This window comes from Salinivibrio kushneri (assembly GCF_027286325.1).
Classification (GTDB): domain Bacteria; phylum Pseudomonadota; class Gammaproteobacteria; order Enterobacterales; family Vibrionaceae; genus Salinivibrio; species Salinivibrio kushneri_A.
In genome coordinates this window covers 926,781-939,173 of record NZ_CP114588.1, presented here as the reverse complement: position 1 = coordinate 939,173, position 12,393 = coordinate 926,781, and the positions used below count along the sequence as shown (strand labels likewise).

General features: G+C 49.4%; 15 protein-coding genes. 6 read left to right on the top strand and 9 right to left on the bottom strand.

From position 1 onward, the window contains the following. Positions 1–52 precede the first annotated feature (52 nt). Genes N8M53_RS04600 through sdhC form a run of 4 tightly spaced genes read right to left on the bottom strand, consistent with a single transcriptional unit; the run spans position 53 to position 3,281 of the window. Positions 53–763 carry a succinate dehydrogenase iron-sulfur subunit gene (locus tag N8M53_RS04600; RefSeq protein ID WP_046073555.1) on the bottom strand — a complete coding sequence of 237 codons (711 nt, stop codon included), beginning with the start codon at positions 761–763 and terminating at the stop codon, positions 53–55. 14 nt (positions 764–777) lie between these two features. Then, positions 778–2,544 (bottom strand): succinate dehydrogenase flavoprotein subunit, encoded by a 1,767-nt coding sequence (gene sdhA, locus N8M53_RS04595; protein WP_069361411.1) that lies wholly within the window; start codon positions 2,542–2,544, stop codon positions 778–780. After that, positions 2,545–2,895: a succinate dehydrogenase, hydrophobic membrane anchor protein gene (gene sdhD / locus N8M53_RS04590; RefSeq protein ID WP_046073557.1), complete on the bottom strand. Its 351-nt coding sequence runs from the start codon at positions 2,893–2,895 to the stop codon at positions 2,545–2,547. Beyond that, positions 2,889–3,281 (bottom strand): succinate dehydrogenase cytochrome b556 subunit, encoded by a 393-nt coding sequence (sdhC, locus tag N8M53_RS04585; RefSeq protein ID WP_046073558.1) that lies wholly within the window; start codon positions 3,279–3,281, stop codon positions 2,889–2,891. The genes sdhD and sdhC overlap by 7 nt, the downstream gene beginning before the upstream one ends. Positions 3,282–3,680: 399 nt before the next feature. Between sdhC and N8M53_RS04580 the strand changes: the two genes are divergently transcribed. Next, positions 3,681–4,970, top strand: a complete 1,290-nt coding sequence (locus tag N8M53_RS04580; protein WP_269579637.1) for a citrate synthase — start codon at positions 3,681–3,683, stop codon at positions 4,968–4,970. An 84-nt stretch (positions 4,971–5,054) separates the two neighbouring features. Here the strand turns inward: N8M53_RS04580 and N8M53_RS04575 are convergent, their stop codons facing one another. Together N8M53_RS04575 and N8M53_RS04570 are read right to left on the bottom strand one after the other, a co-directional pair. Further along, positions 5,055–5,813, bottom strand: coding sequence for a Nif3-like dinuclear metal center hexameric protein (locus N8M53_RS04575; RefSeq protein ID WP_269579636.1), 759 nt, complete (start codon positions 5,811–5,813; stop codon positions 5,055–5,057). Between the two features lie 142 nt (positions 5,814–5,955). Beyond that, entirely contained in the window at positions 5,956–6,153 is a 198-nt protein-coding gene (locus tag N8M53_RS04570) for a DUF2517 family protein (RefSeq protein ID WP_269579635.1), read from the bottom strand. Positions 6,154–6,300: 147 nt separating this feature from the next. On the opposite strand from N8M53_RS04570, the gene N8M53_RS04565 reads away from it, so the two are divergent. Then, positions 6,301–7,107 carry a DUF1853 family protein gene (locus N8M53_RS04565; protein ID WP_269579634.1) on the top strand — a complete coding sequence of 269 codons (807 nt, stop codon included), beginning with the start codon at positions 6,301–6,303 and terminating at the stop codon, positions 7,105–7,107. A gap of 55 nt (positions 7,108–7,162) precedes the next feature. On the opposite strand, the gene pgm is transcribed toward N8M53_RS04565, so the two are convergent. Together pgm and seqA are read right to left on the bottom strand one after the other, a co-directional pair. Next, positions 7,163–8,809, bottom strand: coding sequence for a phosphoglucomutase (alpha-D-glucose-1,6-bisphosphate-dependent) (gene pgm / locus N8M53_RS04560; RefSeq protein ID WP_269579633.1), 1,647 nt, complete (start codon positions 8,807–8,809; stop codon positions 7,163–7,165). Between the two features lie 28 nt (positions 8,810–8,837). Next, positions 8,838–9,383 carry a replication initiation negative regulator SeqA gene (gene seqA / locus N8M53_RS04555; RefSeq protein WP_046073564.1) on the bottom strand — a complete coding sequence of 182 codons (546 nt, stop codon included), beginning with the start codon at positions 9,381–9,383 and terminating at the stop codon, positions 8,838–8,840. Positions 9,384–9,482: 99 nt separating this feature from the next. Between seqA and N8M53_RS04550 the strand changes: the two genes are divergently transcribed. From N8M53_RS04550 to fldA, 3 genes are all read left to right on the top strand, one after another. Continuing rightward, complete coding sequence (locus tag N8M53_RS04550; RefSeq protein WP_269579632.1) at positions 9,483–10,256, top strand: alpha/beta fold hydrolase; 774 nt, start codon at positions 9,483–9,485, stop codon at positions 10,254–10,256. A gap of 60 nt (positions 10,257–10,316) precedes the next feature. Then, entirely contained in the window at positions 10,317–10,538 is a 222-nt protein-coding gene (locus N8M53_RS04545; protein WP_021022467.1) for a DUF2788 domain-containing protein, read from the top strand. Between the two features lie 111 nt (positions 10,539–10,649). Continuing rightward, complete coding sequence (gene fldA, locus N8M53_RS04540; protein WP_046073566.1) at positions 10,650–11,177, top strand: flavodoxin FldA; 528 nt, start codon at positions 10,650–10,652, stop codon at positions 11,175–11,177. A 70-nt stretch (positions 11,178–11,247) separates the two neighbouring features. Here the strand turns inward: fldA and N8M53_RS04535 are convergent, their stop codons facing one another. Continuing rightward, positions 11,248–11,736, bottom strand: coding sequence for a DUF4442 domain-containing protein (locus N8M53_RS04535; RefSeq protein WP_077668325.1), 489 nt, complete (start codon positions 11,734–11,736; stop codon positions 11,248–11,250). Positions 11,737–11,932: 196 nt separating this feature from the next. On the opposite strand from N8M53_RS04535, the gene fcrX reads away from it, so the two are divergent. Next, positions 11,933–12,379 (top strand): ferric iron uptake transcriptional regulator FcrX, encoded by a 447-nt coding sequence (gene fcrX / locus N8M53_RS04530; protein ID WP_046073568.1) that lies wholly within the window; start codon positions 11,933–11,935, stop codon positions 12,377–12,379. Positions 12,380–12,393 lie beyond the last annotated feature (14 nt).

The window sequence follows — 12,393 nt, the reverse complement described above, 5'->3', positions numbered from 1 at the left end:
TAAGCCCCGTCCGAGGACGGGGCATTTTTATCTACGTTATTGGTTGTGCGTTTTAAACGCCGCGCTGAATCAGCATAGACTTGATGTGCCCAATTGCCTTAGTTGGGTTCAGTCCCTTTGGACATACACTGACACAGTTCATGATCCCGTGGCAACGGAAGACACTAAAAGCGTCGTCTAGATCAGATAACCGCTCTTCGGTCGCTGTATCACGGCTATCCGCCAACCAGCGATATGCAGCAAGCAAACCGGCTGGGCCGACAAATTTGTCAGGGTTCCACCAAAATGAAGGACATGCGGTACTACAACATGCACACATGATGCACTCATACAAACCGTCTAGTTCAGCGCGATCTTCCGGCGCTTGTAGGTTCTCGCGCGAAGGTGGCGTTTCATCGTTCATCAGGTAAGGTTTGACGCGCTCATAGTTCTCATAGAACTGCCCCATATCGATAATGAGGTCACGCACAACCGGTAAGCCTGGTAATGGACGAATCACGATTTCCGACTTATCCATCAGTGAGGATAGTGGCGTAATACACGCAAGACCATTTTTCCCGTTCATGTTGACGCCATCAGAGCCACAGACACCTTCGCGGCACGAGCGACGAAAAGCCAGTGTTGGATCCTGCTCTTTAAGCTGAATGAGTGCATCCAGCAGCATCATGTCAGACCCTTCAGGCACATCCAGCGTGTAGTCTTTCATGTATGGCGCATTGTCTACATCTGGGTTGTAGCGATAGATAGAAAACTTAACATTCATCGTTCTCGACCCCCTTAGTAACTGCGGACTTTCGGTGGGAAAGCCTCACGGTGCACTGGCGCCATGTTGACGTCGCGCTTCGACATAGCTTCGGTTTCTGGGTTATAGATGGAGTGGCATAGCCAGTTCTCATCATCGCGATCTTGGTAGTCGAAACGCGCATGTGCGCCACGACTTTCAGTACGATAATGAGCTGATACCGCTGTTGAGTATGCGGTTTCCATCAAATTCTCCAGCTCCAAACATTCGACACGCTGGGTGTTGAACTCGGTTGACGTGTCATCAAGACGCGCCGACTTAAGGCGTTCACGAATTTCCTTCAGCTCTTTCAGTCCTTTTTCCATCGCCTCGCCTTCTCGGAACACAGAGAAGTTTTCTTGCATACAAGCCTGCAAATCTTTGCGGATCTCAACCGGGTCTTCACCCTGCTGGGTGCTATTCCAACGATTAACACGCGCCAGTGACGCCTCAATATCTGACTCGCTCGCATCGCGCGCTTCTACCTGCGCAGCGAGTGTCTCGCCAAGATGCAGGCCGGTCGCGCGTCCAAACACAACCAAGTCGAGCAATGAGTTGCCGCCCAAGCGGTTGGCACCGTGAACAGAAACACTCGCAATCTCGCCACAGGCAAACAAACCTTGTACTTCAATGTCATTGCCGAGCGGGTCTTGCTTGATTGCTTGGCCAGACACTTGTGTTGGAATGCCCCCCATCATGTAGTGACAGGTTGGGATCACCGGAATCGGTTCTTTGATAGGATCGACGTGCGCAAAGGTACGCGACAAGTCAAGGATACCGGGTAGACGAGACTCGAGCACATCTTTGCCAAGGTGATCGAGCTTCAGTTTGAGGTGTGGACCCCATGGGCCGTCACAGCCACGCCCTTCTCGAATCTCGATCATCATCGAACGCGCCACCACGTCACGCCCTGCCAAATCTTTTACATTGGGGGCGTAACGCTCCATAAAGCGCTCACCATCTTTATTGAGCAGATAACCGCCTTCGCCACGGCAACCTTCTGTGACCAATACGCCCGCTCCAGCAATGCCTGTGGGGTGGAATTGCCACATTTCCATGTCTTGCATGGGCACGCCGGCGCGCAGCGCCATACCCACGCCATCACCGGTATTGATGTGAGCATTGGTGGTTGACTGATAGATACGACCCGCTCCCCCTGTCGCCAGCACAGTTGCCTTAGACTTAAAGTAGCAAATCTCGCCCGTTTCCATACACATGGCGGTCGCACCAACAATCACACCGTCTTGGTTTTTCACCAAGTCAAGCGCATACCATTCAGAGAAGATGGTGGTCTTGTTTTTAATATTTTGCTGATACAAGGTGTGCAGCAGTGCGTGCCCGGTTCGGTCAGCCGCCGCCGCGGTGCGTGCAGCTTGCTCGCCACCAAACTCTTTAGACTGGCCGCCAAACGGACGCTGATAAATGGACCCATTCTCAAACCGAGAAAAAGGTAACCCCATCTTCTCTAGCTCAATCACTGATTGCGGGCCCGTTTTACACATGTACTCAATGGCGTCTTGGTCACCAATGTAGTCTGACCCTTTCACCGTGTCGTACATGTGCCACTGCCAGTTATCTTTGTGCGAGTTACCCAGTGCTACCGTAATACCGCCCTGCGCAGACACGGTGTGGGAGCGGGTTGGAAACACTTTCGATAACAGTGCACAAGTTAGGCCCTGCTCAGATATTTGCAGTGCGGCGCGCATACCTGCACCGCCTGCGCCAATAACAATTGCGTCAAATTCGCGAACTGGAATACTCACTTACACACCCCACAATACAAAGAAACCGGCGAAAACGTAGATCAGTAGCATCGCCACAACGCCAAGTTGCAACATGCCACGCAGCAAGGCTGGCTTAATATAGTCAGTCAATACTTGCCACATTCCGATCCAGCCGTGAATCAGCACGGAGACCAGGGCTAACATGGTAAAGACTTTGGTACTGGTCTGGCCGAAAAAGGCTGTCCATGAGGCATACGTAATCTCAGGGCCAAAAACGGCAAAACCGACCATATAAAGTGTGTAAAGTGTGATGAGAATCGCAGTGGCGCGAATCAGCACATAGTCGTGCACGCCATTGCGCCCGACCGATGAGATGTTTTTCGTTACCATACTAAAACCCCCGCCAACACAGACAATACGCCGGTGATAACAAATGCAACCTGCGCACTTTGCGCGCCTGACTCAAGCTCTTCAAAATAACCCATGTCTTGGATTAAGTGACGGATGCCACCGACAATGTGATAAGCAAGCGCGGTCAAAATACCCCAAAGGATCAGTTTGACGAAAAAGCTATCGACAATCGCAGCAGCGGATTGGAATCCATCAGGAGAAGAGAGAGAGAGGCTAAGCAGCCATAGGAGGATGGCGATCGAGACAAAGGTGATGACACCTGCCACTCGATGCAATATAGACGCAATCGCTGTTATCGGAAAACGAATCGTCTGGAGGTCGAGGTTTACGGGTCTTGACTTTCTTTCTTTCACGATATTGCCCACTCAGCTCCATTGAGCATTTATAGTTATTACACTCTCTGAACCTCAGTACTCAAAGCGTAAGACCTGCAACATCTGCGTAACGCGCTTCATGTACCTTATTGCTTATAACTGCAATTCTTGGCGAATGGATCACGTCAGTTAGGAAAGGTGTTTGAGCCCCTAAACGCCCTAGGATACTGATTTGCCCAGAGACCTCGAAAAAGTATACGTGGCGTAACAGACAATTACAAACGCACAAAATTGACCGGAATCTCACAACAGATATTTAACTCGCATTGCAAATAAGTTATTAACTGACGCACACATCGATAGGTTAAAAATTGACATCATTAGGGTCGATCGGTACAACGGTCGAGTCCGTATCCTGGATGGGATTATAAAATAACAAAGGAGATTGTTATGGCAGAGAAGAAAGCTACCCTACACATTGAAGGGAAAGCACCAATCGAACTGCCGATTATCGAGGGCACCGTCGGTCCAGAAGTCATTGATGTGCGCCAGCTGGTAAACGAAGGCTATTTCACCTTTGATCCTGGTTTTGTCGCAACAGGTTCATGCAACTCGCAAATCACCTACATCGATGGCGCAGCCGGCGTATTGCTGCACCGCGGTTACCCGATAGATCAACTTGCCAATAACGCTGATTATTTAGAAGTCTGTTATATCCTGCTCTACGGTGAAGTCCCTACAACAAAGCAATATGATGAGTTTCGCTCAATGATCGTGCGCCACACCATGGTGCATGAGCAAATTGCGAGCTTCTTCCACGGCTTCCGCCGTGATGCGCACCCAATGGCCGTTATGGTCGGGGTTGTAGGTGCACTGGCCGCGTTCTATCACGACTCTCTCGACATCAACAACGACCAGCACCGCGAAATCACGGCGTTCCGTCTGTTGTCGAAAATGCCGACACTGGCTGCAATGTGTTACAAGTACTCAATCGGACAGCCATTTATCTACCCACGTAATGACCTTGATTACGCAGAAAACTTCCTTCATATGATGTTCGCCACTCCGTGTGAAGAATATGAAGTGAACCCAGTGGTCGCGCGTGCAATGGATAAGATCTTTACCCTGCATGCAGACCATGAACAAAACGCATCAACATCGACGGTACGTCTGGCGGGCTCTTCAGGTGCTAACCCATTTGCTTGTATTGCGGCTGGGATCGCCTCGCTATGGGGGCCTGCGCATGGTGGCGCGAACGAAGCGTGCTTGCGCATGTTTGAGCAAATTGGGCATGTTGATAACATTCCTGAGTATATTGCTCGCGCAAAAGATAAAGACGATCCATTCCGTCTGATGGGCTTTGGTCATCGTGTCTACAAAAACTACGACCCTCGTGCGACAGTAATGCGTGAAGCCTGCCATGAAGTGCTTAACGAGTTACAAATCCAAGACCCATTACTGGATGTGGCCATGGAGCTGGAGCGTATCGCGCTGTCAGATGACTACTTTATCGATAAGAAACTTTACCCGAACGTTGATTTCTATTCAGGCATTATCCTGAAAGCAATCGGGATCCCTACATCGATGTTTACTGTCATCTTTGCAATGTCTCGTACCATAGGCTGGATTGCCCACTGGAATGAGATGCATACCGATCCGCACAAGCGAATCGGACGCCCGCGTCAACTTTACACTGGGTATACGCAACGCGAATTTACCCCAATGGATGAGCGCAGCTAAAGCGCGAATTTCATACAATAAAGCCGCCATAAGGCGGCTTTTTTATGATCATTACAGTCTGGGGGGAGGCGCTCAACCAGAGAGTTAAACCGGGTTGTCTATATCAACAAAGTGCACATTGAAGCCATGCTGGTCTGCCAGCCACTCACCCAAGGCTTTCACACCATACCGTTCAGTTGCATGATGCCCTGCAGCGATGTAATGCACGCCTTGCTCGCGAGCAGAGAACGTCGTACGCTCAGACACTTCACCTGATAAATACGCATCCATACCTTGAGAGGCAGCCAAGTCGATAAAATCTTGCGCGCCACCGGTACAAAGCCCCACGGTCTCAATCCGCGTTTGCTGCCCACCGTCAATCACAAGGGGCGCCCGGTTAAGCACCGTGGCCACTTGTTGCTCAAACTGCGCCAACGTCATGGGTGCTGAAAGCTTTCCGTAAACAGGAATAGAGACCGGATTGTCAGGCTCCAGTCCCCCAAGCAGCTCAATGCCTAAACGCTTGGCAAGCTGCGCATTGTTACCCAGCGTCGGATGAATATCCAACGGCAAGTGATAACCGTATAGATTGATGCCGTGTTCAATCAACTTCTTGATCCGTTGATATTTCATCCCGCGGATCGTTTGTGGCTCACCTCGCCAAAAATAACCATGATGCACGAGAATAGCATCCGCTTGCTGCGCGATGGCAGCCTCAATCAAATCTTGGCAGGCCGTCACCCCGGTGACGATCGTTTTTATCTCATCACGCCCTTGCACCTGTAAGCCATTCGGACTGTAGTCTTTGATGCGATCAGGTTTTAGTTCGGCGTTGAGCAATGCTTCCAGTTCAAAGTTATTCATAGCATTCACATTCACTTGCGAGACAATGGCAACAGTGTAACCTGACAAGCAAACATAAAAAAAGCGGTGAGACCGCGTCTCACCGCTTACTGAATATCACGTATTTGTTCTATGGATGTGTGGGCCACTAACCAGGTGCGGATTAGAAAAACCCGCCGGCTTTTTCAGACTCAGCTAACCAGACTGGCTTGGTGCTGTCTTTAAGCCAGACTTGATGTAAATGGCTATATATACGCGAGGCCATGGGCGGCACAATCAGCGTTGGCAGGCAAGTGATGCCCGCGATCACAACCGCGCAGCGGCGCAATACAACACGGGTTTTATCGAACGGAGTATACATAATCAACCTCACTCATCTGACCAGTTTGCTAGCATGCGCGTAGTGTACCATCCGTTTTGTTTTTTTACTACATTATTGATGGTTTTTTAATCAAAAACCATCAATAATAGATTTAACATGCCCTTAACAAGGTAATAAAATTACATCATGAATGACGCCTATCCCCTATTTAGTAACCCGTCCCAAATCAACGCCGATTTTAGTTGGTTACAAAATCAGTTTTCACTGCTCAGCGATAAGCGCTTCCCAGTTGTGCCTCATCACCTTTGGCAACCCACATTACTGCCATCTCCCGCAGCCTATACGGGTCCAAGCCGTATCGGCTTTTACTATCAGTGGCTGCTCAATCAGCTCATTGATTGTCACCCTCATTTGGCACTAGAAGCTGAGGAAATCCAGATTAATGAAGCCGGCAAGACGCGAGGTGCCATCGATTTTTTAGTCAGATATCAGGGGCAACTAGAGCACTGGGAGGTAGCGGTAAAATTCTACCTTGCCTATGACAACCGTTGGTTAGGCCCCAATGCCAAGGATGCGTTGGATATTAAAGTGGCGCGAATGCTTGACCACCAATTGGCCTTGTCCAGCCACCCAAGCTTTTGCCAGCAATACCCACACTGGCAACCGAGTAAGAAGCGTTTGATGGTGCAAGGAAGGTTGTACCGCCATTATCACAGCGAGCAGCCCCTACCAGACTGGCCACCCGTCAATCATGACAGCATTGGGGGATGGTGGTGTTGGCCAGATGCATTACCAACAGACAGGGAATTTGCCGTATTGGCGCGCGATCAATGGCTATCACTGCCTGCCTTTGCGGATCTACCCAAGCTAGAGCGCGCTTCACTTCAGGGGCTGTCTCGCACCTGTCACTTGCTAGATGATTCACTCACCCCTTGGTTCGTGGTACCCAGCGATTGGCCCGCCAATGTGCCGCCCTTGCCTTCTCGCCAATAAAAAAACGCGCACTTTACCAGTGCGCGTTTTTAGCACGAAACACAAAGGCGGTTAGCTAAACACCTTGCTCATTGAACACACGATCAACTATTTGTTGCGCTTCTTGTTCAATCAAACGCAAATGCTCATCGCCTTTAAAGCTTTCACAGTAGATTTTATAGATATCTTCTGTCCCTGATGGGCGCGCCGCGAACCAACCAAATTCAGTGACGACTTTCAAACCACCGACGGCAGCGCCGTTGCCCGGTGCGTGGGTCAGTTTGGCGGTAATGGTATCACCGGCCAAGGTCTCCGCTGTCACCATCTCTGGGCTTAGCTCACTGAGCACCTGTTTTTGCTCAGCGTTAGCAATGGCTTGTAAACGGTTATACGCCGGATCACCGTGCTTGTCGGCAAGTTTCTGGTAATAGGCTTGAGGCGTCAGTCCCGTTACTGCCAAGATCTCAGCAGCCAATAAGCAGAGAATAATGCCATCTTTATCCGTTGACCAAGGTTTACCATCAAAGGTTAAGAATGAAGCACCGGCACTTTCTTCCCCGCCAAAGCCAAGCGTTCCTTCACTCAAGCCGGGCACAAACCATTTAAAACCGACAGGCACTTCAACCAGCGGGCGAGCGAGGTCGCCAACCACCTTATCAATGATCGCACTGGATACGAGGGTCTTACCCACGCCTAAATCGGCTGACCATTGCGGACGGTGGCGGAATAAATAATCAATGCACACCGCTAAATAGTGATTCGGGTTCATCAAGCCAGCTGGGGTCACAATGCCGTGACGATCAAAATCTGGATCATTACCAAATGCCAAATCATAATCATCTTTGTACGCCAGTAGTCCAGCCATTGCGTATGCCGACGAGCAATCCATACGAATTACGCCGTCACCATCGCGAGGCATAAAGCCAAACGTTGGGTCGATATGGTCATTAATCAGGGTTATATCGAGTTGATAATGCGCGGCAATTTGCTGCCAATAGCGGATCCCTGCGCCCCCCAAAGGGTCGACGGCAAGTTTTAAGCCTGCCGCTTGAATGGTCTTGATATCAACGACACGCTCCAGCCCTGCGACATAAGGAGTCACTAAGTCTTGCTCCTGGTAGTAAGCGCTTACCCGTGCTTCGTCGATAGTCCATCGTTGAACGCCTTCTAAGCCAGCATCAATATAGTCGTTGGCGCGTGATTCAATCGATTTTGTGATGGCCCCTTCTGCTGGACCACCATGAGGTGGATTGTACTTGATGCCACCATCTTGCGGCGGGTTATGTGAAGGGGTGATCACAATCCCATCCGCTTGCTCTGCATGATCACGGTTATAAGCCAGAATTTGTTGGGAAATGCCCGGTGTTGGCGTATAGCCCTGATCGGCTTGCGCAATAACCTGTACCTGATTGGCCGTCAATACTTCAACCACGGCACCGAAGGCGGGTTCGGAAAGCGCATGAGTGTCTTTTCCCACAAAGACAGGGCCAGAAATGCCGCGCGCGCTGCGCTCATCACAAATTGCTTGTGCAATCGCCAAAATATGATCGCGGTTAAACGTGGTGTTCAACGCGCTTCCACGGTGTCCTGACGTCCCAAACGCAACACGTTGCGACGGATGACCTGGACGTGGTTGAGCCTGGAAAAAACGCGTCACAAGCGCCGGGATATCACACAAATCTTGCGGATTCGCGCGCTGTCCGGCTTGAGGATGCACTGCCATAATTCTCTTCTCCCATGAGTGGCATAGATTAAATCGCGTTCACAACCTTCTCAGTCAAATCACTCGGGAACTGCATTTTTTCCATAAGCTGCTCCACCATCTGACGCTTACGGCCAGTATTCGTGTTGGTGATGACCCAAAAAGGGGTGTCTGGAATCTGCTTGGGTTTGGTGGTTTTGCCGCTTTCTAATAAGGTTTGTGGATTATCGGCAAAATACAGACGGGTTCGCCCTTTTAGCGCCATACCATCTGCGAATCCTTGTTGGTCAACACGGTATAAGGTGGTGAGGATCAGCATAAAGCGGCCAATCGCTCGTTCTTGGGCCGCAAACTCATCTGAAATCAATAACGTTCGCATCGCTTTGACACGATCGACGGACGCACTGCGCCCAGCATCTTTACTGACAACAATACCGCTAGAACGAGAGGGCGTCGTCGGCGCAGCCTGAGTTGGCTGCGGTGCCGAGTCCGACAGCAGTAAGCGACGCAGGATGTCTGATGCGCTTTCGCCAATATGCTGAGTTTGGCTGGCAATATACCGGTATAGATCGTCGTCAACCTCTATCGTCTTCATTGTTTTTCATCGCGTCCTGTTTATCGTTTAACGGGGCGATTATACAGAGATAGATAGGTATACTCTACGTTAAAGCCAGTAATCTGAGAGAAAAGCAACGTGTTGTTAAACGGAAAGTCTCGCGGTGAGGGCTCACCGCTCGTATTGATCCACGGTTTATTCGGTGATCTCGATAATTTAGGCGGGCTAGCAAAGACACTGGCCGATCATTTTTGTGTCTACCAAATTGATCTACCTAACCATGGTCGATCCTATCATACAGAGTGCACAGATTATCAAAGCCAGTCTGATGCCGTGGTCGCATGGATGGATGCACAACAGCTTGAGTCAGCCATCATCGTCGGTCACTCAATGGGTGGTAAAGTGGCTATGGCCGTCGCTCAGCGTTTCCCTAAGCGCGTAGAACAATTAGTAGTGATGGATATTGCCCCAGTCGATTATCAAGTTAATCGCCATGACAATGTTTTCAAGGCATTGCATCAGACACAAAGGGTGACACTGGAAAGCCGCCAACAAGCGCAAACCATTATGAATGAATCGATCGAAAATCCAGGCGTGAGCCAATTTTTATTGAAATCACTCTATAAAACCGATCACGGTCACTACGCCTGGCGCTTCAATATTGATAATCTTTATCACGGCTATCGTGACATCATGGGATGGACAGAGTTTGGCCAGTATTCGGGCCCAACTCTGTTTGTCAAAGGGCAGAACTCTGAATACATTCTGCCAGACCACCGCGAGGCCATTGTCGCTCAGTTTCCTCATTCAAAAGCGCATATGGTGGCAGGCACGGGTCATTGGCTACATGCTGAAAAACCGGCGGTGGTTGCCAGCGTCATAGAACGTTTTTTAATGCCGAGCGAGCGTTAACAGTTAAGTGACCCTTGTGGTATATTGCGCCGCATAAGTCGGTGCTCAATGGAGGCACGCATGCTTTACGAGCACTTTCAATTGCTCGAGAAAATAGGTCTAGATCTCGTCTTCGCCGCGATTTTCTTTTTTATCGGCATGGCAATTAAAGACGTGTTACGTGAGGGCAATGTGCCAGTATTCGGCCGACGGATCGTCTGGTTTGTGCTCACACTAGGCTGTGTCGGCTTTATCGTAAAAGGTGTGATTCAGTTGGTTTGGGAAGGGGTCGGCATCGGCTAACCCTAGCACTGAAGTCACTGGTTAATCATATAGGTTTGAAAAAGCGACGCTTTTTCTTTAATTCGAGTTAGTTGCAAACAGCAACCCACTGACAAAACGGGTGTTTTTTATATGGCGAGTGTAGGTCTCTTCTTTGGTAGTGACACGGGAAACACGGAAGCAATTGCAAAAACCATTCAAAAGCAGTTAGGCAAGCAAATGGTTCACGTGCAGGATATCGCGAAGAGCAGCAAAGAAGATATTGATAACTTTGATTTGCTGCTGATCGGTATTCCAACATGGTATTACGGTGAAGCACAGTGCGACTGGGATGACTTTTTCCCAGAGTTAGAGCAAATTGACTTCTCAACAAAACTCGTGGCTATTTTCGGCTGTGGCGACCAGGAAGATTACGCAGAATACTTCTGTGATGCCATGGGCACCGTCCGCGACATCATTGAAGCGAAAGGCGCTACCATCATTGGTCATTGGCCAACGGAGGGGTATGAATTTGAAGCCTCACAAGCATTGGTTGATGACAACCATTTTGTTGGCTTGTGTGTGGATGAAGATCGCCAGCCTGAACTGACCGACGAGCGTGTGAGCAAGTGGGTGAAACAAGTTTACGAAGAAATGTGTCTAGCAGAGCTTGAAGACTAAGTCTGGCTTATCAAACGCCAAGGGTACTCAACCTTGGCGTTTTTTATCTAACCGGCGCACAACGAGCCGATCATGCGGCTTGTTTGCTGGCTATATCTCGATACTGGCGTTTTTTTCTCACATAAAGTGTACGCCTTACTTCAGCAACCACCTCGCCATGCGCGTCTTTGACGTGGACAACAAACTCAGGCAGCACCTTATCGCCTCGTCCTGCTTGTTGTTGAATATCGGTTAATACCGCATCACTGATCACGAAATCTGCGTACAAGTCCGTCGTTCCCGGCTTAATAAAATTGATATCTGCTTGCTTGTCCCAAACATGGTACTGGGGACCGAGAATACCCATTAACATGAGCGCATAAACAGGATCGGTTAAAGAGAAGATGCTACCGCCATACTGGGTACGATTGGCATTTTTATTCCACCAGCGGAGCTTCAAGCGCATGTTGACGCATTTAAAATCCTGGCTAATGGCGTCAATATGGATCCCTGCGCCCCAAAAAGGTGGCCAGCTGTTAAGTGCCCACTTAACAATACGTGGTTTGTAGAAGCGATACATGTAAGTTGACATCCTTATCTGGTCTAACCAGGCAATATTCACATCTAGTAAACATTGATGCAACCACAAATGATCAAAATTCCCCCTAACAAAGCGTGTCGAGAGTAGCGAGAGCGGTGCAATTTTGATAGGCTTATAAAATATTTTCCTTGCTAATCCAACTGTCTTAACTCAGGCAGAAAACAGGTAGATACACATGTCAGACAATAACCAGGCGTTGAAGCAAGCTGGGCTCAAAGTCACCCTCCCACGGCTCAAGATCCTAGAAGTGCTGCAACAGCCAGATTGCCAGCACATCAGTGCCGAAGACCTGTATAAGAAATTAATCGACCTAGGTGAAGAAATTGGCCTAGCAACCGTGTACCGCGTACTGAACCAATTTGACGATGCAGGCATTGTCACGCGTCACCACTTTGAAGGCGGAAAGTCCGTATTTGAATTGGCGACACAGCATCATCATGACCATTTAGTCTGCCTTGACTGCGGTAAAGTGATTGAATTTTCTGATGATTTGATTGAAGAGCGTCAGAAAGAAATCGCCGCACGCTTTAATGTGCAACTGACAAACCATAGTTTGTATTTGTATGGTCACTGTAAGGAAGGCGATTGCAAAGCCGACCCATCCATTCATAACGCTGATTAATTCAGTGAGAACGA

Excerpts from the sequence above, each read along its gene's own strand:
- N8M53_RS04600 (WP_046073555.1), bottom strand. The coding sequence starts at position 763 with ATGAATGTTAAGTTTTCTATCTATCGCTACAACCCAGATGTAGACAAT.
- sdhD (WP_046073557.1), bottom strand. The coding sequence starts at position 2,895 with ATGGTAACGAAAAACATCTCATCGGTCGGGCGCAATGGCGTGCACGAC.
- N8M53_RS04580 (WP_269579637.1), top strand. The coding sequence starts at position 3,681 with ATGGCAGAGAAGAAAGCTACCCTACACATTGAAGGGAAAGCACCAATC.
- N8M53_RS04575 (WP_269579636.1), bottom strand. The coding sequence starts at position 5,813 with ATGAATAACTTTGAACTGGAAGCATTGCTCAACGCCGAACTAAAACCT.
- N8M53_RS04570 (WP_269579635.1), bottom strand. The coding sequence starts at position 6,153 with ATGTATACTCCGTTCGATAAAACCCGTGTTGTATTGCGCCGCTGCGCG.
- N8M53_RS04565 (WP_269579634.1), top strand. The coding sequence starts at position 6,301 with ATGAATGACGCCTATCCCCTATTTAGTAACCCGTCCCAAATCAACGCC.
- pgm (WP_269579633.1), bottom strand. The coding sequence starts at position 8,809 with ATGGCAGTGCATCCTCAAGCCGGACAGCGCGCGAATCCGCAAGATTTG.
- seqA (WP_046073564.1), bottom strand. The coding sequence starts at position 9,383 with ATGAAGACGATAGAGGTTGACGACGATCTATACCGGTATATTGCCAGC.
- N8M53_RS04545 (WP_021022467.1), top strand. The coding sequence starts at position 10,317 with ATGCTTTACGAGCACTTTCAATTGCTCGAGAAAATAGGTCTAGATCTC.
- fldA (WP_046073566.1), top strand. The coding sequence starts at position 10,650 with ATGGCGAGTGTAGGTCTCTTCTTTGGTAGTGACACGGGAAACACGGAA.
- N8M53_RS04535 (WP_077668325.1), bottom strand. The coding sequence starts at position 11,736 with ATGTATCGCTTCTACAAACCACGTATTGTTAAGTGGGCACTTAACAGC.
- fcrX (WP_046073568.1), top strand. The coding sequence starts at position 11,933 with ATGTCAGACAATAACCAGGCGTTGAAGCAAGCTGGGCTCAAAGTCACC.